At 66.0% G+C, this 22,078-nt stretch carries 18 protein-coding genes; 4 read left to right on the forward strand and 14 right to left on the reverse strand.

All coding sequences use genetic code 11. The features are described 5' to 3' along the window. Positions 1-10 precede the first annotated feature (10 nt). The 7 genes from R2770_07945 to R2770_07975 all read right to left on the reverse strand — a co-directional run bounded on the left by R2770_07945 (position 11) and on the right by R2770_07975 (position 7,128). Complete coding sequence (locus R2770_07945; protein MEZ5280391.1) at positions 11-241, reverse strand: Trm112 family protein; 231 nt, start codon at positions 239-241, stop codon at positions 11-13. Positions 242-294: 53 nt separating this feature from the next. Next, positions 295-1,647: a phosphomannomutase/phosphoglucomutase gene (locus R2770_07950; GenBank protein MEZ5280392.1), complete on the reverse strand. Its 1,353-nt coding sequence runs from the start codon at positions 1,645-1,647 to the stop codon at positions 295-297. Positions 1,648-1,705: 58 nt separating this feature from the next. Continuing rightward, entirely contained in the window at positions 1,706-2,890 is a 1,185-nt protein-coding gene (locus R2770_07955; protein MEZ5280393.1) for a glycosyltransferase, read from the reverse strand. Next, on the reverse strand, positions 2,887-5,715 hold the full coding sequence (locus R2770_07960; protein MEZ5280394.1) for a hypothetical protein: 2,829 nt from the start codon (positions 5,713-5,715) through the stop codon (positions 2,887-2,889). The genes R2770_07955 and R2770_07960 overlap by 4 nt, the downstream gene beginning before the upstream one ends. An 84-nt stretch (positions 5,716-5,799) precedes the next feature. Beyond that, complete coding sequence (locus R2770_07965; protein ID MEZ5280395.1) at positions 5,800-5,946, reverse strand: hypothetical protein; 147 nt, start codon at positions 5,944-5,946, stop codon at positions 5,800-5,802. Positions 5,947-6,128: 182 nt separating this feature from the next. Further along, positions 6,129-6,839, reverse strand: coding sequence for a type II CAAX endopeptidase family protein (locus R2770_07970; GenBank protein ID MEZ5280396.1), 711 nt, complete (start codon positions 6,837-6,839; stop codon positions 6,129-6,131). 4 nt (positions 6,840-6,843) lie between these two features. Next, positions 6,844-7,128 carry a DUF3499 family protein gene (locus R2770_07975; protein ID MEZ5280397.1) on the reverse strand — a complete coding sequence of 95 codons (285 nt, stop codon included), beginning with the start codon at positions 7,126-7,128 and terminating at the stop codon, positions 6,844-6,846. Between the two features lie 63 nt (positions 7,129-7,191). Between R2770_07975 and ftsH the strand changes: the two genes are divergently transcribed. Beyond that, positions 7,192-9,081, forward strand: a complete 1,890-nt coding sequence (gene ftsH / locus R2770_07980; GenBank protein ID MEZ5280398.1) for an ATP-dependent zinc metalloprotease FtsH — start codon at positions 7,192-7,194, stop codon at positions 9,079-9,081. An 18-nt stretch (positions 9,082-9,099) separates the two neighbouring features. Here the strand turns inward: ftsH and R2770_07985 are convergent, their stop codons facing one another. From R2770_07985 to R2770_07995, 3 genes are read right to left on the reverse strand one after another with little or no spacing between them, the layout of a single operon-like run. Further along, positions 9,100-9,537, reverse strand: coding sequence for a thioredoxin family protein (locus tag R2770_07985; protein MEZ5280399.1), 438 nt, complete (start codon positions 9,535-9,537; stop codon positions 9,100-9,102). Positions 9,538-9,558: 21 nt separating this feature from the next. Continuing rightward, entirely contained in the window at positions 9,559-11,259 is a 1,701-nt protein-coding gene (locus tag R2770_07990; protein ID MEZ5280400.1) for a hypothetical protein, read from the reverse strand. Then, on the reverse strand, positions 11,256-14,456 hold the full coding sequence (locus R2770_07995; protein ID MEZ5280401.1) for a glycosyltransferase: 3,201 nt from the start codon (positions 14,454-14,456) through the stop codon (positions 11,256-11,258). Before R2770_07995 ends, R2770_07990 begins: the two co-directional genes overlap by 4 nt. A 98-nt stretch (positions 14,457-14,554) precedes the next feature. Here R2770_07995 and R2770_08000 point away from each other — a divergent pair, with 98 nt between their 5' ends. After that, a complete protein-coding gene (locus R2770_08000; GenBank protein MEZ5280402.1) occupies positions 14,555-14,725 on the forward strand; it encodes a hypothetical protein in 171 nt (56 codons plus the stop codon). A gap of 24 nt (positions 14,726-14,749) precedes the next feature. On the opposite strand, the gene R2770_08005 is transcribed toward R2770_08000, so the two are convergent. Together R2770_08005 and R2770_08010 are read right to left on the reverse strand one after the other, a co-directional pair. Beyond that, on the reverse strand, positions 14,750-16,852 hold the full coding sequence (locus R2770_08005) for a SpoIID/LytB domain-containing protein (protein ID MEZ5280403.1): 2,103 nt from the start codon (positions 16,850-16,852) through the stop codon (positions 14,750-14,752). 46 nt (positions 16,853-16,898) lie between these two features. Then, on the reverse strand, positions 16,899-18,488 hold the full coding sequence (locus R2770_08010; protein MEZ5280404.1) for a S8 family serine peptidase: 1,590 nt from the start codon (positions 18,486-18,488) through the stop codon (positions 16,899-16,901). Here R2770_08010 and R2770_08015 point away from each other — a divergent pair. Then, positions 18,475-18,840, forward strand: a complete 366-nt coding sequence (locus R2770_08015) for a hypothetical protein (GenBank protein ID MEZ5280405.1) — start codon at positions 18,475-18,477, stop codon at positions 18,838-18,840. The genes R2770_08010 and R2770_08015 overlap by 14 nt on opposite strands. Before the next feature lie 80 nt (positions 18,841-18,920). Here R2770_08015 and gmd read toward each other — a convergent pair whose 3' ends face one another. Further along, a complete protein-coding gene (gene gmd, locus R2770_08020; protein MEZ5280406.1) occupies positions 18,921-19,904 on the reverse strand; it encodes a GDP-mannose 4,6-dehydratase in 984 nt (327 codons plus the stop codon). Positions 19,905-20,016: 112 nt separating this feature from the next. After that, the gene (locus tag R2770_08025) at positions 20,017-21,087 is read right to left on the reverse strand and encodes a glycosyltransferase family 1 protein (protein ID MEZ5280407.1); all 1,071 of its coding nucleotides are present in this window, start codon (positions 21,085-21,087) and stop codon (positions 20,017-20,019) included. 40 nt (positions 21,088-21,127) lie between these two features. Between R2770_08025 and R2770_08030 the strand changes: the two genes are divergently transcribed. Next, positions 21,128-22,078, forward strand: a complete 951-nt coding sequence (locus tag R2770_08030) for a hypothetical protein (GenBank protein MEZ5280408.1) — start codon at positions 21,128-21,130, stop codon at positions 22,076-22,078.

Here is a 22,078-nt window from a genome sequence, read left to right on the forward strand (position 1 = left end):
AGAGGTCGGGTCAGAAGGTGGGTTCGATTCCCTCGACATCGGCCTTCGCGACGAGGCGGTCGGCCTCGGCAGCGTCGACGGTGGTGGCCTCGTCAACGAGCATCACGGGGATGTCGTCGCGGATCTCATAGGTGCGCGACAGCCGAGGGTTGAACAAGATCGCCTCGTCCTCGAAATACAGCAACGGGCCCTTGTCTTCGGGGCACGCCAAGATTTCGAGCAAGCGGGGATCGAGAGCCACGTGGGCCTCCAGTGGTAGCGAACGGTCCAAAGGTTAGCGATCGCCGGTCGGCGCTAGGCGAAATGTGACCTGACCTCGTCGACGTGGGCGTCGACCTCTGCAGCCGTGGGCGCCTCGAGATTCAGCCGCAGCAGAGGCTCGGTGTTGGACGGCCGGAGGTTGAACCACCATTCGCCCATGTCGACGGTGAGCCCGTCGAGCCGATCCTGGGGGTGGTTCGCATAGGCCTCGGCCACGCGATCGATGACCGCTGCCGCGTCGTCGACGCGGGTGTTTATCTCGCCGGAGGCGACATAGCGGTCGAGGGGCGCGATCAGCTCGGACAGCGGCCCGCCGAAGTCGCTCAGTTGCTCTAGCACGATCATCGCTGCGATCAGCCCCGAGTCGGCCTTCCAGTTGTCGCGGAAGTAGTAGTGACCCGAGTGCTCTCCACCGAACGCAGCACCCGTTTCGGCCATCACCGCTTTGATGAACGAATGTCCGACCTTGGTGCGAACCGGCTCGCCACCGTTCTCGCGGATCACCTCGGCGGTCGAACGCGAACAGATCAGGTTGTGGATGATGGGGCCGGGGCCTGTTCGAGCGAGCATCGCCTTGGCGACCAGGGCGGTCGTCAGCGAGCCGGATATGGGTTGGGCCTTCTCGTCGACCAGGAACACACGGTCGGCGTCACCATCGAACGCCAGGCCGATATCGGCTCCGGTCTCGAGCACGCGCCGCTGGAGGTCTCTGAGGTTTTCTGGCTGGATCGGGTCGGCGGGATGGTTGGGGAAGGTGCCGTCGAGTTCTGGGTAGAGGATCTCGATGTCGACGGGAAGGTCCTCGAATGCCGCCGGCGCAACGTATCCGCCCATGCCATTGGCGGTGTCAGCCACGATCTTCAGCGGTCGGAGCTTGGCGGTGTCGATGAACGAGTGGATGTGGGCGACGAAGTCGGGCAGGAGCTCGACCTTGCTGTGGTTACCGGCCCCGACCTTTTGATGGCCCTCGACCACCATCGCCTTGATGTCGAGCAGACCCGTCTCGGTGCCGATGGGCTTGGCTGCTCTGCCGCAGAGCTTGATTCCGTTGTAGCCAGCCGGATTGTGCGAAGCGGTGAACATCGCACCGGGCAGGTCGAGGTGGCCCGAAGCGAAGTACAACATGTCGGTCGAGGCCAAACCGATGTCGACCACATCGACACCCTGAGACATGACACCCCTGGCGAATGCCTCCGAGAAGTCGACGCCGTCAGGTCGCATGTCGCGCCCGACGATCACTGCTTCGGTGCCCACGAACCTGGCGAAGGCAGCACCGAACGAGTGGCAGATGTCGGCATCCAGCTGGTCTGGAACCGTGCCCCTGACGTCGTAGGCCTTGACGATCGCGTCTAGACGCTCGGCGGGAATCGGCGGGATCGAGCTCATGGTTTTCGACCATCCTGTCGGTTGCCGGCTCGGAGCCGGGTCTGGCATAACGATGTAACTACACCCAACGGTCGACCGCTGACCGGTCGGCTTGATCGCTGTCGTAGCGTCCCTGGGCCGACCAACGCCTGACCCGAAACACATCACGCACCATACGCATGGTGTCGGCTGCGAAGCTGACGGTCGAGTCGTCGATGTTGTCGAGAACCACCGGCACCTCGGTGAGCGTCAGCCGGAAGCGTTCGGCCAGGTGAAGCACCTCGACGTCGAAGGCAAATCCGTCGACGAGCGTGCGGCTGAAGATCAGGTCGGCGGCGTCGCTGCGAAGGCCCTTCAGCCCCGACTGGGTGTCGCGGTATTGGCCGAGCAACACGACGTAGGTGAACAGGTTGAACACCAGCGAGCCGACCTCGCGCAGCTTGGGGCCGCGGTGCACCGTGTGGGTCGCCGAGTGGCGCCGCGAACCAACGACCAGATCGCTGCCGTCCTCGATGGTCGCCAGCAAGACCGCGATCTGGGCCGGCGGGTAGGCCAGATCGACGTCGGTGAACACCCGGGTTCGCCCCGAGGCTGCCAGCATTCCGGCACGCACCGCGGCTCCCTTGCCCCGGTTCTGCGGCTGGACGACCACCAAGTCGGCACCAGCGGCTCGGGCGGCCTCGGCCGTGCCATCGTCGGAGCCGTCGTCGACCACGACGACCTCGACATCGCTGACTCCCTGTGCGGCCAATTCGACCCGAAGGCGCTGCACAGACGGACCCACTACCTCGGCTGCCCTGTATGCGGGCAACACGACCGACAGCCGGACGTCGCCAGGGGCCGGGGGTCGGCCCAGGGTCGGCACCTGATCGGCCCTGACCGCGGCGAACAGCACCCGCCGGTAGCGCACCAGCCTGACCATGGCGGCAACAGCCAGGGCAACGGCCTTGGAGACCAGCGCCGAGGTGGTCGACTCACCGGCCAGCGCGACGCCCAGACCCACCATCGCCACGTCGGCGGCGACTGCTGGATACACGGCCCTGAAGAACGACAGCGGCCGGTGGTCGACCAGGGCATGGGGGTCGTCGGCGAAGGTGATGACCCGATGGAAGGCGAACGAGACGCCAGAGGCCACCAGCACCGAAATCAGGTCGGCAACGATCCAGGCCAAACCGGCCCGGGTGCCCAGACCCACGAGGAGACTCAAGTCCACGCCCGTGACCACCAGGCCGATCAGCAGGAAGCGGCGGAGACGGCGCTTCATGGGACTGGGTCGGGCTCCTCGGGCTCGCTCTCGCCGGCGACTTCGGTGTCAGCGGCGACTTCGGCAACCTCGATCTCGTCGGCCTCGATCTCGTCGGTCTCTACCTCTTCGGCCCCGTCCGCGCCGGCGCCGTCGCCTTCGTCGGGTTCGCCGCCGTCTACGGGGTGGGTCGCAAGCTCCCAGAAGGCCGGTCCCCTGCTGTCGACGAGCCGGCCATCGGGGTCGCGGCGAAGTCGGAACGGATCAAACCGAGCCAGGCCGAACAACAAGGCGATGCCGGCCAGCGTCAACGCATAGCCGCCGTACTCGACCGGGGTGTCGCCGTACTCGAGCACCACGCTGTTGGACGTCGGCACGACCACCATGTGGTTGGGGGTGGCCCGATAGATACCTTCAGCGCCCGAGACGCTCCAGTTCGGGAAGTAGGACACCTTCACCAAGACCGGCACGCCGGTGCGGTCGACCTCGAACGAAACCCGGTCGTCGTCGATCACGACATTGGAAACGGTGGCGGGCTCGAGCTCATGCAGCGGTGCCGGCGCAGCGTAGGCGGGTTGCCTGGGGGTGCCGTCGGGCTGGGCGGGCACCTCGGCGACGAGGTCCACCCGCGCCCATTGATCTGGGCCCTCGTCGACCAGCACGACCTGACGGGCTTGCGGGTCGTTGAACCAAGCGACCGCCGGATCGGTCCACTCACGGCCACTGTGTCCCATGTCTTCCACTACGACGGGCTCATAGCTCAACGGTTCGACGATGGAGGTCTCGGCGAGTTCGAAGATCGACCAGCCGTCGCTTTGGGCGACCAACTCGAGTTCGCCGGGGCGGGCGAAGGCCGCGCTGAGCGCCGTGTCGCTGAACGCCATGTAGTACTTGACGCCCATCAGCTTCATGTGGGCGATGCCCTCGTCGATGTCGAACCCCGAGTACGGGATGTCGCGCATGGGCCTGGAAGGATCCTGTGACAGCTCCGACTGCATCAGGAAGTGGTGCGGTACCGACGCTGTCGATTCGAAGTACAGGCCCTCCATCGAGGCGATGCACCCGTCGGTCCAGTGTGGCAACAACATGGGTGCCATGGGCGTGCCATAACGATCGAGGTGCTCGCGGCCGAACTCCCACATGGCCCGGCCGCAACCGTGCTCGGGATCGTCGCCCAGCCGATCCATCGTGGTCATCAGGTTGTAGTACTCGGGATAGGCGTCCTTGCGTTCGTATCCCGAGAAGTTCCAGTTGGCCCATCCCGAGACGAAGTTGCGGTCGTCGGCCGACACCCTCAACGGACCCCACGCATAGCCGCCATCGGCGGTAGTGCTGCCACCGGGCAGCAGGCCGAGGTGGAGGCTCGTGTAGCCATAACCGAACAGGAACACAAACGCCGGGAACGCCAGGCGCAGAGCCCTGAACGCATCGGATCCGTAGGGATGACCGCTGGCCTGCCAACGTCGTTTGAGTTCGCCACCGACCGCTCGGGCAACGAACCAGGCTCCGAGCCCCGCCATGACGTAGAGCGCCAGATACCAGAATCCGAGGAAGCGAGCGTTCCACAGCCTGTTCTGGGGCCAGTGAACGAAGGCAAACCCAGCCATGGCGCCGATGCCCAGCCAGGTGAGGGCCATGCGGTCCCACAAGACCACTCCCAGGACGACGCCCACCGCGGCCATCCCCAAAAGCCAGGTCGTTTCGAGATGGGTGCCGGAAAGCAGCTCGGGCTGGAAGAGGTTGTTGCGGACGTCGTAGAGCTTTTCCCAGCCCATGTCGTTCAGGTAGTGCCGCCGCAAGAGGAAGGGCACCAACCAGAACGAAGCCAGCATGATGCCGGCCGTTCCGGCCGTCAGGGCCCACCATGCACGACGCAGGTCGACGATCATCAGCAGCAGGGCCAGCGAGGCCACAGCAACCAGGCGGGGCAGCGCGGCGTCTGTCAGCCGAAACACGGCGGCCAGCATCATCACGCCTGCGACCGTCACCAGGATGGTTTGCCCGACGCCCAGCAGCCTCGGCAGCCGGTGGTAGGCGCGGCCCAGAACGATCACTACAGCTGCACCCACGGCGAACGCCAGCGGGATCAGATGCGAGGTCGCCGTCGCCGCCAGGAAGACCGCAGCCCACACCCGGTGAGTGCCCTCGTCGACGCCCCTGATGAAGAAGCCCAGGAACAACAGAGCGAACGACAGGCTCAAGGAGAACGCGAACTCGCCTGCGAGGGTCGACGCGATGTTGCCGCCATAGATGGTGAAGTTGAAGTCGAATACGAACAGCAGGCCGGCCACCGAGAAGATCGCGGGCACCGGGAAGGGCATGCGAGCCAGGCGACCGAAGGCATAGGCCGACGCCGGAATGGTCACTACACCCGCGACCGCAACGAGCTTGAAGGCAACGCCATAGGGCAACACGACGTCGAGCAGGACGATGAGGAGGTAAGGCAGCACCATGTAGAAGTGCATGGCGGGGAACCCGCCGTACCAGTCCATGGTCCAGCCGCGGAAGCTGAAGCCCGACAGCAGGTTGTCGCGCAGGTAGGCGGGGCCCCACACGTGAGCACCCATGTCGCCGCCCGCCGGGGTGGTGTCGGCCAGGATCTTGCTGGGGTGGAGTCGCAGGAAAACCAAGCCCACGCTCAGGACCACGACGGCGAATGTCACCCACGACTCGGGCGTCGCCGAACGTGCCCTGGAGTACAGGGCGCCGAACCTCTCGGCAGCGCTCGCGCGCTGTCGGGGTTCGTGTCCTTGTGAGTCCGACTGTGTCTCGACCGATTCCGCCTGGGGTTCTTCGACCACCTGTGTCAAGTCGCCCGCTGGCAGAGATTCCGAAGGAGTCTGCATGAACGCACCATGATCGCAGGTGCGGACCGCTCTGGTGCGGCAGGTCGGGTGATGGCCAAAACCGCGCCGCTCACCGTGGTGGGACTACCGCCGGCCGGTGGTGGCGATCTGCTCCAGGGCGCCCTCGAGATCGGTCGGTTCGGAGTCGACGAACCACTCGCGACGATCACATCGCGAACAGCTGCGCATGGTCACCGGTGCCGTCGGCGTGGAGAGCTCGATCTCGATCATCGTTCGTCCGCAGTGCGAGCATGCCGCCATGTGGCTATCCCTTCGACATCGACCACCTCGTGTGGTGCGCTGTCTATCCATCGCCACTCTCCGTAGCGATTTGAGGGAACGGGTCGAGATTTCCCACCCAGAGTGATGTGCGGGTCAGCCATAACACTCAAAGTGACGGCTGGCCCTTCGGGTCAGGTGGTTGCCAACACCAACAGGCTCGCCATGTTGAACCCCATGTGCACCGTGACCGCCAACGACATGCGATCCGTGCGACGCAAGATGGCGCCCGCGGCCGACCCGAAGATGAACAAGCCCAACAGCTCGAAGACCTGGAAGTGGGTGAAGGCGAACAACAGCGCCGCCACCACAACGCCGACCCACGGACGCAGGAGCCGTTCGAGAGCCCCTTGCAGTACACCGCGGAAGAACAACTCCTCGACTATGGGGGCAAACACGCCGGCCATCAAGAACAACAAGGCGATGTCGCCTCCGTCGAAGCGATCGGCCAGCTCTCGCGCTGCGCTCGTGTCGCGGTCGAACAGCTCGGAGAGCGGCAGGTACACGATGCCCACGACCAGCTGCAGGGCCGCGCCGATCGCCAGGCCGACCGGCAGATCAGACCACTTGTGTTGCCCCAGCCGCAACAGCTCGTACCCCGAGCCCGACCACCTTGCCAGCAAGATGGCTCCGCCGCCGATGACCAGCTGGAATGGCAAGGTGACCACGAACAGGTCTCGGCCCGAGAACGAGTCGAAGCTGCGGCCGTCGGCCACAGCGGCCGCAGCCACAGCACCCACGACCTGTGAGGCGAACCATACGGCGAATGCGAGGCCGATCAGCCCCCACCAATGAGATCGACCAGCTGGTGAGGGCGCGCCTGGATTGGGTTGGGGTGCGTGCACCCGCTCAGCGTACGAAAGACTCGACCGTTTCGCCGCCGACCAGGTCGATACGAGCTGGCGGGCCGATCACCCGCCGGTCTTCCATCGTCCATCCGTTCGGTGGCCGGAAGCGCTCGGCGTGGGCCGCACACAACTCGAGGTGGTTCGGATCGTGGACCTCGCGGGTCCAGTCGAGCACCACGTGGCCCGATGCGTAGTCGAACAGCAGCACGGCCTCGGCTTGGGCTCCGCACAGAGGCCGCGAACACAACCTCTCGGAAACCGGCACGACGTTGGTGACGAACCCCATGTGGGGCCAAGGTACCGCGCCCGCGCCCGCCCGAGTGGACACTTTCACCCCTACCATGTAGTGATGGCCCGACAGTCCCCTCCACCAACCGATCAGGACGGCGGGGCGCCGCGCACCAACAAGGGCGACGGCGGCTTCCCACGCTGGTCTCTCTGGATTCTGATCGGCATCGTCGTGGCGACCTTTCTCGTGCCGCAGATGTTCGAAGCCGACAACGCCGAGCAGGTCACCTTCAGCCAGTACGAAGAGCAGGTTCGCAATGGCGAGGTCAAGTCTGTCGTAATCAACAACGACACCGGCGACATCGTCGCGACCCTCGACGACTCCGACACCAAGATCCGCACTAAGGGCCCCCGCGACCCGATCGAGAGCCACATCGAACTCCTCGAGGAGCGCAACGTCGGGGTCGAGTTCGAGAACCAGACCACCAACTTCTTCATCCAGCTGATTCCTCTGCTGCTGCCCATCGGCCTGCTCATCGGCTTCTTTTGGTGGATGCAGCGCCGGGCCCAGGGCCAGATGTCGGGCATCATGTCTATCGGGCGCAGCAAGGCCAAGACCTACACGACCGAGCGCCCAGGCACGACGTTTGCCGACATCGCCGGATACGAGGGTGTCAAGCAGGAGATCACCGAGGTGGTCGACTTCTTGAAGAAGCCCGATCAGTTCGCGGCCATCGGTGCCCGCATCCCCAAGGGCGTGCTGTTGGTGGGCCCCCCAGGAACAGGCAAGACGCTCATCGCCCGCGCTGTCGCTGGTGAAGCCGGCGTGCCCTTCCTGTCGGTGACCGGCTCGGACTTCATGGAGATGTTCGTCGGCGTCGGCGCCAGCCGTGTCCGCGACCTGTTCCAGAGCGCCCGCAGGCTTGGCCGAGCCATCATCTTCGTCGACGAGATCGACTCGATCGGGCGCAAGCGAGGTGCGGGCCTGGGCGGCGGCCACGACGAACGCGAGCAGACCCTCAACCAGATGCTCGCCGAAATGGACGGCTTCGAGGCCACAGAAGGCATCGTCATGATGGCCGCCACGAACCGACCCGACATTCTCGACCCGGCCCTCCTGCGGCCCGGCCGCTTCGACCGCCAGGTAGTGGTGCCCCTGCCAGAGTCCGAGGAGCGACTCGCGATCTTGAAGGTGCACTGCCTCGACAAGCGCATGGGTGGCGACGTCGACCTCAAGACCATGGCCAAGGGAACCCCGGGCATGAGCGGTGCCGATCTGGCCAACCTGGTGAACGAGGCGGCGCTGCACGCTGTGCGCCGAGGATCAGATCGCATCGAGGCGATCGACTTCGAGAACGCCCGAGACCGCGTGCTGATGGGTCAGCGCCGCGAGTCGGTCGCCATGACCGACCACGAGAAGGAGATGACCGCCTATCACGAAGGCGGACATGCACTGCTGGCCACCGTGTTGCCCAACGCCGACCCGGTGCACAAGGTCACGATCCTGCCCACCGGGCAGGCACTGGGTGTCACCCAGCAGCTTCCGCAGGAACGCCACAGCTACGACCAGAAGTACATCGAAGACCGGCTTGCGGTGCTGATGGGCGGTCGCATGGCCGAAGATCTCATCTACGGCGTCACCTCGACGGGCGCGGCCAACGACTTGATGGTCGCCACCGAGTTCGCCCGCAAGATGGTGCGCGAGTGGGGCATGAGCGACCGTATCGGCCCCATGGCTTGGGGCTCGAACAACCAGGTGTTCCTGGGCGAGGACCTCATGCACACCCGCGACTACAGCGACGAGACCGCCAGGGTCATCGACGAAGAGGTCGAACGCATACTGCGCACGGAGCAGGAGCGCGCCAGGCGTGTGCTCACCGAGCACCGGCCTGCGCTGGACGAGATCGCTCAGGCATTGCTGGAACGCGAGACCATCACTGGCGCCGAGGTTCAGGCCATCGCCTTGGCCAACAACCCGCCAGCACCCGTCGCCGACGTACCCCAGCCCTGAGCCCCACTGGCGACGACGTCAGGCGCTCTCGTCGGCGAGGCGGTTCCTGAACGCCTGCATCGCCTCGACCAGTTCTGCCTCGACGATGGTGCCCAGGAATGCTGCGCCCACAGCTCCGTCTGGCCCTGCGATAACCGTTGCCGGTACCGACTCGATTTCGTAGCGGGCGTGCAACTTCTTGTCGGCCTGCCACGACACGTTCTGGAACGCCACGTCGGGGGCTTCGATCGCCTTCACCGTCTCGGAAACCAACGCACATGCGTCGCAGGTGTCGGACGAGAACATCACCACGACGAATGTGGTTCCGGGAGCAGCGAAGTCTTCGCGGTCGAGCTGCTGAGGCAATGACCGCACCGGCGTGGCCTGGGTAGGAGGATCGGTGCGGCGTCGCTGGGCCACAAAGGCCACGACGAGGGCCACCGCGATGATGGCTGCGGCGATGATTACGCGTTCCATTAGGACAAGCCTGCTGGGTTGTCAGTCGAGTGGCAACGCCGGGACCAACGAAACACCCTCGCCATCGACCCGCTCACTGGAGATCAGCACCGCAACGGGGCCCGAGGCGTCGAGCAACAAGACGTTGCCGGCCAACGGCACCAGCCTGCGAACCGACACCCCAGGTTCGATCGAAAGGGTCTCGACGGCGGTCCCGTCGAGGCGCCCGACGATGACATCGACGGGTTCGGCCGAACTGTTGTGGATGAGGGCGGTGGAGACCACGTCGGAGTCCGATGTTCCGACCACCAGCCACGAGGTGGCGAAGCGAGAGATCAGGGGTGACACCGCAAAACCCGACTTCGCACGAAAGTCGCGAGCTATCGCCGGGGGTTCGATCGGCTCGGGAACCGTCGTCGTTGTCGTGGTGGTGGTCGTCGTGGTCGTGGTGGTCGTGGTCGTTTCGGTCGGCTCGGTGGTGGTGGTGCCCGACGCCTCGCCTTCGGCGGCCTCGGAGGCATCGGTCGTCGGCGCCTCGGTGGTCGTGGTCGGTGCCTCGGTGGTTGTAGTGGTCGTGGTGGTCGTGGTGGTCGTGGGCGGTGCCGGAACGACCAGTTCCTCGACGACCATCTCGACCTCGACGGCCAAGCTCACCGAGTTGGCCGACTGCACGACCACACTGAGCTCGACGTCTGGATCGACCTCGAGCTTCAGTCCCTCCGATGGCTCACCCGTGGCGACCACAGGAACCACCAGCGTGTCGTGGGCCGGCACGGTCAGAGCGATCGGGTCACCACCGGCGAAGGCCAAAGCCGCAAAGGCCGCAACGTCGATCTCGGCTTCGATCGGGTTCGGGTTGTGGATATGCAGAAGGGCTGTGGTGCCGTCGTCGACCACGAGCCCGGGCTGAATCCAGGTGGTGGCGGGCGAAGATATTCCGAGCCCGGCCGAAAAGCCTCGCCGGCCCTCGCTGCCGTCGTAATACTGCAGGCGGTCGGCCACCACTCCCCCGCCGCGCGAGGTCATCACGACCGAAACCACGTCTCGGCGACGCACGTACTCGCCGATCGAAACACCCACCGCCTGCCGGGCCGGAACCACGATCGTCTGAAGCTCAGCCGCCTTGTACTGTCCGGCCTCGACCTCGGTTGCGAAGGTCACGTCCAGCACTACGTCGTCGGGGAATGGGTTGAAAACCTGCACCACCTCGGTGGCGTCGCGCTGTGTGTCGCCGGCGGCAAACAGCCACTCGGTCGAGGCTTCTGGAGCACACTGTGCATCGTCGATGCCAAGCGCATTGGTCATCTGGCGGGTCACGAAGACCTGGCCGCGCTCGGCTTCGACGATCGCCGAGACTCGGTCGGCGACGAGATCGTCAGCCAACTCGATGAGCGTCGACGAGCGGGCCGCCAACTGTTGCGTGACGACGACGTCGCGGTCGGTGGCGCTCTGCAGGGTCACCGTGACGGTGGTCGGGGCGGTTTGCAGGTTGGTCACCCACAGTTCGGCGACCGTCAAGAGCCCGCCATCGGCGGAGCCGGATCGGATCGTGGGGCAATACCAGGTAGAGCTCAAGGCATCGGCCCCCGCACCAGGCAGCGGGTACCCACCTAGCTCGAGAGTGGTCTCGGCCGCCACTACCTCGGTGATGGGCTGCTCCTCGCCGAACTGGGCGTCTATGACGATTGCGGACGCAACGGCGGTGACGATCGCCAGACGCGCCGGCCATCTCCAGGCTCTCATGGCACGACCTCATCGAATTGGCCGCCGGTTCCTATCTCGAGTTGCGCCAGCAGCGAGGGCTCGTCGTGGGTGCCGGGCTCGCCGGTGGGCGCTGCGGGCGCAGCATCGGGCGATCGGCGTCGTTCGGCGAACGCGATGCGGGCCACGACCAACCAGCCGACCCACTGAGCCAGCAGTATCCAGCCGTTCGCGTCCGGCGGGGTGTGTACCAGGGTCGCCCCGGTTGTGACACCGGGCTCGAACCCGCCGGCCCAGCCGTGCACAGGGGCGCTCTGCACCGTTCGGCCACCAGCCTGAATGCTCCAGGTGTCGGCGTCGCCGACTCCCAGCACCACCGTGCCCGCAGGAACGTCGCCGGTGTATTCGACGGGCGACTTGCGGTCGACGAAGACCGGGAACCAGTCACCGGTGGGGGTCGACGCCAGCTCGGTGGGGGTGCTGGTGCCCAGCACCGGATTGTCGGAGACCGTAACTGCCCTGACCGGCCTCCAGGCGAGGTTCTGGTAGACGATGACCGACGGATCTGAAGCGATGCGGTCGAAGTCGAGTTGTGCCGACAAGGTGTCGATCAGGTCGGCGTCTGCAGGCGTCACCACGCCGCCCGCGAACGACGGCGCAGCGGCTTGGGGCACCACCAAGTATCTGACGCCCATCGGCGCTAGCAGGCGACCCAGGCGAGCGGTGTCGCCGGCCAGGGCCGCACTCCAAGACTCGACCATGAACTCGCTGGCCGCGTTGGCCGGGGTCAGCCAGGCAGACCTGACATCGGCCAGGCCGTCGCTGGAGGCGGTGACCGCCAGGCCTTCGGATATCTCGCGGCCCGGTATCGGCAACAGCTCGGGGTCGCCGATCCACATGACCCTGAACGAACCTTCCGAGGGTTCGTTCGCGATGAGGCGGAGCGCACCGGACAGATCAGTGGTGGGTGCGCCGTAGGTGCCGCCGGCCGCGGCGGCCAAAGCCGACAGACTGCCCAAGGCCAACCCGGCTGCACCGATGCCGACCGTCAAGCGTCGAGCTGCGAGCCCAAAGCGGGGAATGTCGAACTCGAACGTCGCAAAGGTTATGCCTGCGGCCCACGAGACGCCGACCGCAGCGGGAACCAACAGCAGATGTACGTCTGGCAGCTCCAGCTGCGAGAACGGCTGGTTGGACGACACCCAGGCCGCGCCAAAAGACACCAGCGCAACCGACCATGCCCTGGTGGCCCACGTGGCCCGCCAATCGCGCCCCATCACCAACGACAGAGCGGCAGCCACCAGTATCCCGAGGGTCACCACCGAAGTGCTCCACGGGCCCACCGAGAAGCCCACGATGTCGATCAGCTCGGTCGGGCCACCCCGGTTAGGACCCAGAACCGACTGCCAAAGCGCTTCGGGATCGTCCAGCCAGCGCGACAGCCATGGGGCGTGCATCGCCAGGGCCACCGCCGAGGCGACCAGGCTCAAGACCACGGCGCGCAATGGCCGCAGAACATGGCCGGTGAGAATCGACGTGACCACCAGCACCGTTGCGATGGCGGGAACCATCACCAGCACGAATGGCTCGAACGCAGCGACTATGGCCAGAGCCAAGGCCAGAGACACCGTTTGGTGCCCCGCGCTGCGAACCACCACGCCGGGCCCGGGGCCGTCGCCTTGGGGGCCGTAGGGCGAGGCCCCGATGAGCCGAGCGAGTCGGCCGATGATGAAAGGCATCGTGGCGTACAGCAGCAGCACGTCCCAGCGGCCGGCCGCCACCGCGTCGTACGCGATGGGTATTGCTGCGTAGGCGATAGCCGAAACCAACCGGCCACGCCTGGACCCGAGCGGCCCCGACAGCCGCCAGGCGCCTATCCATCCCATCGGTATCAGGCCGACGATCAAGAGCTTGCGCAGCAGCCCGGTGGCACCCAGCAGCAGGGTCGAAGCCAGGCCGAGCATCCCGACACCGGCCGGAACGAACCCAGAAGAACCCAGCTCGGCGTCGGACCAGCTCGAGCCGAATGTGTGCAGGAAGGCCCCCCTCGACGGGAACTGAAGGAACTGCCCGAACGATGCGATGTCTCTGGTGATCAGGTGCCTGGCACCAAAGACGAGGAACAGCGCCAGCACGGCCCACACGACCAGGGCAACCCGCCGCGGACCCTCCGACATGGCGCCGGCAAGCTCGCGGCCGCGCGCCGCGAAGTCTTGGAAGCGCGAACCTTCCCCGATCTGGCCGCGCAGAAACGCCGAGAATCGGGCACTTCCGCCGACTTGAAGGCGCCTCACATCACTGTCGCGGACTCGCCTGATCTTGCGGATCTCGCGACGCATCTTGGGAAACCGCCCGAAGCGTCGGAGATTCCAAGTCCACGCGCTGGCGATTTCGCGAGCCTGGGCGAAGCGGCCGGTGAGCACCGAAAAGACGATCTCGCCCGCCGACCAGACGATCGCCTGGGGCAGCACCCGCAGCAGGTCGACCCAGCCATAACACTTGAGCATCGACCGAACCCGATGCCTCAGCAGCCGATGGCGCCTGCTGATGTCGGGCTGGCGAGCGCCCAGGGCTTCGAGATGCCTGACCTTGGCGTCGGGAACCACCATGACCCGCCCACCGACGATGTGAGAACGCCAGCACAGGTCGACGTCGTCGCCCAGAAAGTCGATCTCGGGGTCGAAGCCGCCGACCGACTCGAACAGGTCACATCTGACGAGCAGGCAGCCCGACTGCAGCGCAAATACGTCGCGCACCCGGTCGTGTTGCTCTTGGTCGAGTTCGCCGGCCTCGGCATACGGAGCCTGAACACCCGTCTTGTCGACCGCCATGCCCACAGACCGGATGCGGCGGCCATCTGACCAATCGACGATCTTGGGCCCGAGGATTCCGGCATTGGAACGGAAAGCCTCTTCGACCAGGATCGACACGACGTCTTCGGACAAGGCGATGTCGTCGTGGAGAAACAGGTAGAACCCTGCGCCCGAAACCGACTCGGTGACCATGTTGGCCGCGGCGCCGTAACCCTTGGCCGCCTCGGCCCGGTGCACCACCGCTCGGGGAGCCACGGCGCTGACGCGCTCTGCTACCGGTTCCGAGCCGGTGTCGATTACGAGGATTTCGAGGCTCGAGTAGGTCTGAGTGGTCAGGCTGGAAAGCGTCTCTTCGAACCACGGGCCGGGGTTGCACGCAACCACCACGGCGACAACCGGGGGAAGGGCAGCGGGCGACTCGGTCACGACTTGGCGAGGGTACTCGACATCGACCTCGATAGGCCCGCGAAGCCCCCGGTTTTGCGCGTGTCGAGGTGGCTCGGGACCGATACCTTCAACCCCCGATGGCCAGCTCAGAGTCAGACGATCTAAGGGACGCCGCGTACACCGCGATCGGCTTCGCCGTTCTGGGGTTTCAGCGGCTTCAGGTCAAGCGGCGTCAGCTCGAGCGCGAGTTCGGTTCGTTGGCTCGATCGTGGACCCGCCACGGCTCGGAGTGGCTCGAAGAGCGCTGACTCACCAGAGCCCGGCCCGATTCGTCAGCGCAGCGAGGCCACCGAAACCACGCCGTCGCCCGCAACGCTGGTCACATAATCGGGGGAATCTCCGAACGGGAAGCTTCGGCCGGTCTCGGTGACTATCCAATAGCCATCACCCGTGGATGAGGTCGCCAACGCAACCACCCGTCCCTTGTTGTCGCGCCCGGCCCTGCTGCCCAGGAAGCGGGCGTCTCCGAACATGAAGACCCCGCCGTCGCTGGCGACGAACGCGTACCCCTGGCCCGAAGACGAGGGAATCATCGACACGATCGGCTGGTCGAGGTTCATGCCCCCGGTGCTGCCGTGGAAGGGGGCATCGCCAAATGCGAAAATTCCACCGTCTGCTGCAACGAGCCAATAACCAAGCCCACTGGGTGCGCGAGACATCCCCACAACCGGCTTGTCCAGGCGTACACCACCCATCGACCCGTGAAACGCCGCGTCGCCGAACGCGAAGACACCACCGTCGGAGGCCACCAGCCAATATCCGTTGCCGCTGGCCGTGGGCGTCATGCCGACGATCGGCTGATCCAGAACGATGTCGCCCGTGCTGCCCCAGAACGTCGCGTCGCCGAAAGCGAACACACCACCGTCGGAGGCCACAAGCCAATACCCTCGCCCCGAGCGCGTGGCTGCCACGCCCACGATGGGCTCCTTCAGGTCATATTCCGACATGTCGCCGTAGTGGATCGCCCGCCCGAACGCCAGCACCGTGCCGTCGGACTTGGCCAGATACAGGCCCTGGGTCTGAGGCTCGGGAGACTCGAAGTCGGGGAAGTGGTACCAGTCGGATCGCAGGCCCAACGACCGGCGAAACACGTCGCCGCCCCAGCTGTTGAATCGCAGCTGCACGGTAGAGGCGGTGCCAACCAGATCGAGTCCACGGACCCTTCCCCCGAGCTCGCCCAGACCGTTGCGATGAGTCACGTCGATACGAACCAGGGTTCCCAGCGACGGCCAGATCTCCTCGATGCGGCTGCGATCGATGGCGACACTCCAGTTGTGGTTGGGGTTCAGCGACACGTCGTCGCCGGCATCCTCGGCCGCCGGGAAAGCGCTGCCCTCGTTCAGGTCGGCGGTCCAGCCCCCGGTCGACGAGGCGAACTCGGTGAGAGCGATCGAGCTGTCGGTGTGGCGCCTGACCTGGCCTGCTGTGGCCAGAACCGCAGCGTTGGTGGTGGCCTGTGCCGGCCCGTGGTCTAGGGGCAAACCGTTCAGGCCCGCTCCGCCATAGACCTGACACGACTGCGTGTCGCAGGTGTCGGAGGCATAGCCGCTGACCCGGCGACTTGCGGCCTGGGCCATCGAGTACGAGCGCGCCGCCACCGCCTGGGCCTTCAGGGCCTCGAGGCCGCGGCCTTCACCTCTTGTGCCCCACCACGACGGCGACTCGCGAGGCACGACGCCCCTCAGGTATTGCTCGAGCGGGAGCCGGTTGAGCACAAATGACTCGTTGCCGATCTCGACGAACCGCAAGGCCCCGCGATAGGCACGCTTGTCGTCGCCGGTGCAGACCTGCAGCATCTGGTTCAGGTCGTCGCCTTGCTCGGCCAACCCGACGACCGCTTCGATGAACGGATGGCCGTTTTGGCCCTCGGTGCCATCGATGCCGGAGGCAGCGGCCGCCCAGTCGGCACCGGCGCAATCGGGCCCGCGGTCCACAGCAAACCGATCGACTCCCTCCAGGCGGATACGGGCCGCCTCGCCGGCGGCGAATTCGACACCAGCCACCGAGAACGGCGTGTTTGCGGTGATCCTGAGGGGTGTGCGGTTCAGTGCGGTGAGGTGAACCTTGATGTCTTCGTCGGCGACGATCTCGCCGAACGTCGTGTTGCCGTAGTACTGGTCGAGGATCTGCTCGTAGGTCCATCCGTCGTCGACCGCGTAGCCCAACGCCCCGTATTGGCCCAGGCCACGCCCGTGGCCGAAACCCTTGCCTTCGATGACGATCTGGTCGGGCGCAACGGCGGCCGCCGACGCGCTCTGAGCGCCGGCCGACGACGAGCCGATGCCGGCCAGGGCCGACAAGATCAGGGTCAAGGAAACAAAAACAGCACTAGTTCGGGCCATAGCGGCGATCAGCTCATCTGTGAAACGAAGCATCGGTGGGCACTCACCACCAGCAATGTCGGCAGTTGGCCGTTACTCCCTAACAATCGACGGACCGGTTGACCCGCGCCACCGCCACCGCTGGCGGTGAAACCAAGCTAGCGGTGCCATCGGCGTTGCGGACGTCGCCTGTGTCGTGAACGAACCACAGCTCTCCAGCGGACGAGATCGCACCGACCAGGCGCCCAGACCCGGTTGCCGAGACATAGCCGGCAACCGGCAGGGTCACGACACCCCGATCGACGATCAACGCATACCCGGCGCCGAGGTTGGCAGCGCCGGAAACCGTCGCCCGGATGCTGCCCTGATAGGTCGCATCCCCATAGGCGAACACGCGGGCGTCGGATGTGAAGAGCCAATACCCACGACCCGAGGGCGACGCGACCATGTCGACCACCCGAGCACCGAGGTTCACCCCGCCGAGCGAGCCAAAGAATCCGGCGTCGCCGAACGCAAAGACGCCGCCGTCGGCCGCTGCCAGCCAATAGCCCCTACCCGAGGGCGTCGCAACGATTGCGACCACCGGAGCAGCCAGCGCGATCGAGCGGACGTCGCCAACGAACGCGGCGTCGCCGCCAGTTCGGACGAGCCCCGCAGCATCCACCGTCCACAGCCCCGAACAACTGCGCGCCGCGGCCACCGCCCCGCGATGCACGAACTCGGGCCCGACGATCGGCACAGAGTCGCCCAGCGCGTGCACGGTTCCTGACGTGCTGAGCACCTGCAAGCCCGGACGCGACTGGCCCAGACCCGACAGGTCGAGGTGCCTATTGGCTGCAACCGCAGCGCGCGACAGGTCGTGGAGATGCGTAGCGATGCGGTCGACAGTCCATTCAGGGTGCATCTGCTTGAGCGCCAACGCTGCTCCCGAAACGATGGCGGTGGCATACGACGAACCGGTTCGGGTCGTCTGGGGCCGTCCCGGAAACACGCCGGCGGTCAGAAGCGACCGGCCCGGAGCGACGACATCGGCCGACGCCAGCGATGTGAACGGTCGTGCCTGTTGATCGCTGGCGGCAACGCCTATGACGGTGTCGAAGGCTGCCGGACACACCAGCGTCTCACCTCGATGATTGCCGGCGGCCGCGACGACCACGACACCCGCCCGATGCGCGGCGGCGATGGCCGCCTCCACCCGGGGCATCGCCGAGCATTGGCTGGCCATCGAAAGGTTGATCACCGAAGCGCCTTCGGCGACGGCGCATGTGACGGCGGTGGCGACCGCAGCGTCGTTTGCGATCAACTCACCATCGACCAGGCTGTACACGGGGATGTCCAGCAACCTGACGTCGTCCACCAGCGGGGCCAGGCCCGACCCGTCGCCCAGATGGGCAGCCACCAGGCCTGCAACCGACGTTGCGTGATCGGTCTCGATGGGCTCTCCCGGTGCGCAGCCGGGCCGCTCGACAAGGCCCGAGAGGTCGGGATGATCGAGTTCGATCCCCGAGTCGATGATCGCAATCGCCAGACCACCGCCATCGAGCGGAGCATCTAGCCCCATGGCGGCCAGGTGCCACTGCGACAGCACGACCTCGCCGACCGCGCAACCCAGCACGCAAGGATCTGGACCCGAAGCCGGGCCCAACACAGGCGGGGTGGGCGCCACGGTCGTGGTCGTGGCCGGTGCCACGGACGACGTTGTGGTCGTGGCCGGTGCCACGGACGACGTTGTGGTCGTGGCCGGTGCTACCGAGGTCGACGTTGTGGTCGTGGTCGGCGCCGCGGTCGAGGTCGTGGTTGTGGTCGGCGCCACCGAGGTGGACACATCGACCGGATCGTCAGCTGCAGTGATGCTCGGCGAAAGCGTCGTCGAGGTCGTCGAAGACATCTCGGGCTGCGGCACGGCAGCCGAGGTCGACGTCGGCGAAACGGGTTCGTCGGCAGACGCAGGCGCAGCCATCGCCGACAAGGCGAGGGCCAAGGCTGCAATAGCCGCAACTGATCGATGCACGGTCTGGTCCGATCGGGTGCTCCGCCCGTAAGTCCACGACCGCTACCGGAGAGTACAGAACAACCTCACCGCTTGGGTGTCATCTGGCCGCTGATAATGCGACGGGATTGCTCAGCGGTTGAGGTTGGCGCTCTCTAGCGCCACATCGTTTTCGACCATCATCGTGACGAGATCCTTGAACTCGACCTCGGGAGCCCAGTTGAGCTGATCCCGAGCCTTGGAACAATCGCCGATCAGCAGGTCGACCTCGGCCGGGCGCATGAAGCGCTCGTCCTGTCGCACGTGGGACTGCCAGTCCTCGATGCCAACCGCTTCAAAGGCCAGCCGCACGAATTCCTGGACCTGGTGAGTCTGGCCCGTAGCCACGACGAAGTCGTCGGGCTCGTCTTGCTGCAGCATCGCCCACATCGCCTTGACGTAGTCGCCCGCGAAGCCCCAGTCGCGCTGCGGCGTCAGATCGCCCAGCACCAACTCGCTCTGCAAGCCGAGCTTGATCCTGGCGACGGCGTTGGTGACCTTGCGGGTGACGAACTCGATGCCGCGCCGCGGCGATTCGTGGTTGAACAAGATGCCCGAGCACGCGTAGAGGCCATAGGACTCGCGGTAGTTGACCGTGGTGTGATGGCCGAAGACCTTCGCGGTTCCGTACGGCGACCGCGGGTAGAAGGGCGTCAACTCGGTCTGGGGAGTCTCGCGGACCTTGCCGAACATCTCCGAGCTGGAAGCCTGATAGAAGCGGATGGGGTTGTTTTGACCACCGACCAGGCGGATCGCCTCGAGCATGCGCAGAACACCCAGGCCGGTGACGTCGGCGGTCAGCTCGGCCTGCTTGAACGACAGCGCCACGAAGCTGATGGCGCCGAGGTTGTACACCTCATCGGGCTGGCTGTACTCGAGAGCAGCGATCAGCGACGACAGGTCCTGGAGATCGCCGGAAACCAGCTCGACGAAAGGAAGCTCGCGCTGGATGATGTCGGCCCTCGGGTTGCGCTGACCACGGACCATTCCGTAGACCTTGTAGTCCATCGAGTGCAGGAACTCGGCGAGATATTGGCCGTCCTGGCCGGTGATTCCTGTTATCAGAGCGGAAGGCACGTGACACCCCTAGGCAGTACGAAGCAGACGAGGGCCTAAGAGTAGGTTGCCTTTCGCCGGTTGGGGCGCATACCCGTCCGCCTAGACGCGGAGCTTGCCACGCTTCGCGATATCAACCCGATATGGCGCGGTACAGATCGACCATCTCGGCTACCGACGACTCCCACGAAAACGCCATGGCTCGCTGATGACCCGCATCGATCAGCCCGGCGCGGTGCATGTCATCGTCGATGACCCGCACCAATGCAGCGGCCAGGCTGTCGACATCGTCGACGGGAACAACATCGGCCGCATCACCGGCGACCTCGGGCACGGCACCACCAGCCGCTGCCACAACCGGAACGCCCCTGGCCATGGCCTCCAACACCGGAATACCGAAACCTTCGTAGCTGCTCGGGTGCGCCAGCACGGTCGCCCTCCGATAGAGCGGCTCGGTATCGGCGACCCTGCCCACCAACTCGACGCGGCTCGAGAGCTCGGGCGACAGATGGGCCACCGCCGAGCGCAGGTTTTGTGAGTCGTCCGAATCGCCGCCTGCGATGACCAGACGCACATCCGGGACCTGCCGGGCAACCAGCGAGTAGGCCGCGACGAGAAGCGGGAAGTTCTTGCGTCGCGTGGCTGTGCCGATGGCCACGATCGTCGGGGGTCCGCCGTGCTCAGAAGAAGCGTGGCCTGCGACTGGCGGTGCCGCATCCAGGCCCGGCATCACCACATGGGCGCTCACGCCGTAGCGTTCGGCGAGTTCGCCGGCCACGTGGCGCGAGGTGGTGTGCACCGCGGCGCCACGATCGATCGCCCGGCCAACGTAGCGGTCGAACCGCGCAACCTGATCGCCCGCAGCGGCCGGGTCGTGAACGAACGACAGGTCATAGACCGAGACCAGCCTTGCCGATCGGGAGGGCGGCACCAGATAGTTGGTGCCGTGGACCAGGTCTGGATGACCCAGGCGGCCATCCGAGCGCGGGCGATCGAACGCCCACCACAACCGGTGAGCTATGCCGGCCGGCAGCGGCAAGGACACGGCGCCCACGCCGGCCCCGCTGCGGTCGCGGCCAGAGACCGTGAAGGGAACCAGGTCGACGTCGCCCCGAGAGGAAAGCCCCTCGTACCAACCGGCGACCACATTCCCGATGCCGGTGCGGTCGCCCAGAAGCGGTGTCACGTCGATTCCTACCCGCACGGCGCAGAAGCTAGACCAGCACGAACTACTCTCGCCGCCTGTGAGCGATCTTGATTTCTCAGCCATCGTCGACGAGATCGTGGCCGAGGCTCAACGCCGCCGCGATTCGGGCGAGTTCTCGGTCGAGACTCTCGAGCGTCTCGACGCCGAGTTCGACCGATTTGCCCCGTTGACATATCGACGCACCGGAATCGACGGAGCCATCAGGGCGGTCGAGTCAGCCTCGTTCATCAACGTCGAAGTCCCGACCGACGCAAGCCGCAAGCCATTTCACTATGTGAAAGAGGCCATCAAGCGGGGCACCGCCTGGTACCACCTCCACGTGGCCAGACAGGTGACGACCCTGGGCATCCAGGTCACCCGGCCTCTGAGGATGCTGCACGAGGCCCAGCAGGCCTTGACCAACCGGGTTGCCTCGCTCGAGACCTCGTCAGGACCCGCGGCCGAACTGCTGGCCGAGATCGGTCGTGGTGGTTGCCCCGCGCCCGCCCTCGACCCGCAGGTGGTCGAAGCGGTTGCGGGTGCTGCGGCAGGTGCCATCGGCCGAGTGCTGATGATCGGAGTCGACGAGGCGCAGGCCATTGCAGTGCGCGATGCCGGCTGTGACGCCTATACGGTCTCGCCCCTGGGCGATGTTCATCACGGCGAGGTCAGGCACGAGCCGGCGCTCGATCACCTGCGCCGCATCGCCGACCATGCGTTGGGCGCCGTGGTGATTGCCAACTCGCGGGTCGACACCAGTGGAGCGGTCGAGCGAATGGCCCTGGTGTACGAGGCGGTTCGCTGCATCGGCCCCGGCGGTCGCCTGATCGTCGCAGCCGCCGAGCCGGACGCGTGGGCCGACAACGCCACAGGGGTCGCCATCGATCTGGCACCGGGTCGGCCCTGGTCCGAAGACACGTGGCGCGCTGTGTTCGAACGCCTGGGTTGTCGCTCCGAAACAGTCCAGCGAGTCGGGCAGGCCCTCGTCGTCGTAGCGTCCATCGCCTGA

Source organism: Acidimicrobiales bacterium, from assembly GCA_041394185.1.
Taxonomy (GTDB): domain Bacteria; phylum Actinomycetota; class Acidimicrobiia; order Acidimicrobiales; family Poriferisodalaceae; genus JAAETH01.

What these genes read in the sequence shown, in the direction of transcription:
- R2770_07950 (MEZ5280392.1), bottom strand. Translation starts at nt 1,647, where the DNA reads ATGAGCTCGATCCCGCCGATTCCCGCCGAGCGTCTAGACGCGATCGTC.
- R2770_07955 (MEZ5280393.1), bottom strand. Translation starts at nt 2,890, where the DNA reads ATGAAGCGCCGTCTCCGCCGCTTCCTGCTGATCGGCCTGGTGGTCACG.
- R2770_07960 (MEZ5280394.1), bottom strand. Translation starts at nt 5,715, where the DNA reads ATGCAGACTCCTTCGGAATCTCTGCCAGCGGGCGACTTGACACAGGTG.
- R2770_07965 (MEZ5280395.1), bottom strand. Translation starts at nt 5,946, where the DNA reads ATGATCGAGATCGAGCTCTCCACGCCGACGGCACCGGTGACCATGCGC.
- R2770_07975 (MEZ5280397.1), bottom strand. Translation starts at nt 7,128, where the DNA reads ATGGGGTTCGTCACCAACGTCGTGCCGGTTTCCGAGAGGTTGTGTTCG.
- ftsH (MEZ5280398.1), top strand. Translation starts at nt 7,192, where the DNA reads ATGGCCCGACAGTCCCCTCCACCAACCGATCAGGACGGCGGGGCGCCG.
- R2770_07985 (MEZ5280399.1), bottom strand. Translation starts at nt 9,537, where the DNA reads ATGGAACGCGTAATCATCGCCGCAGCCATCATCGCGGTGGCCCTCGTC.
- R2770_07990 (MEZ5280400.1), bottom strand. Translation starts at nt 11,259, where the DNA reads ATGAGAGCCTGGAGATGGCCGGCGCGTCTGGCGATCGTCACCGCCGTT.
- R2770_08000 (MEZ5280402.1), top strand. Translation starts at nt 14,555, where the DNA reads ATGGCCAGCTCAGAGTCAGACGATCTAAGGGACGCCGCGTACACCGCG.
- R2770_08005 (MEZ5280403.1), bottom strand. Translation starts at nt 16,852, where the DNA reads ATGCTTCGTTTCACAGATGAGCTGATCGCCGCTATGGCCCGAACTAGT.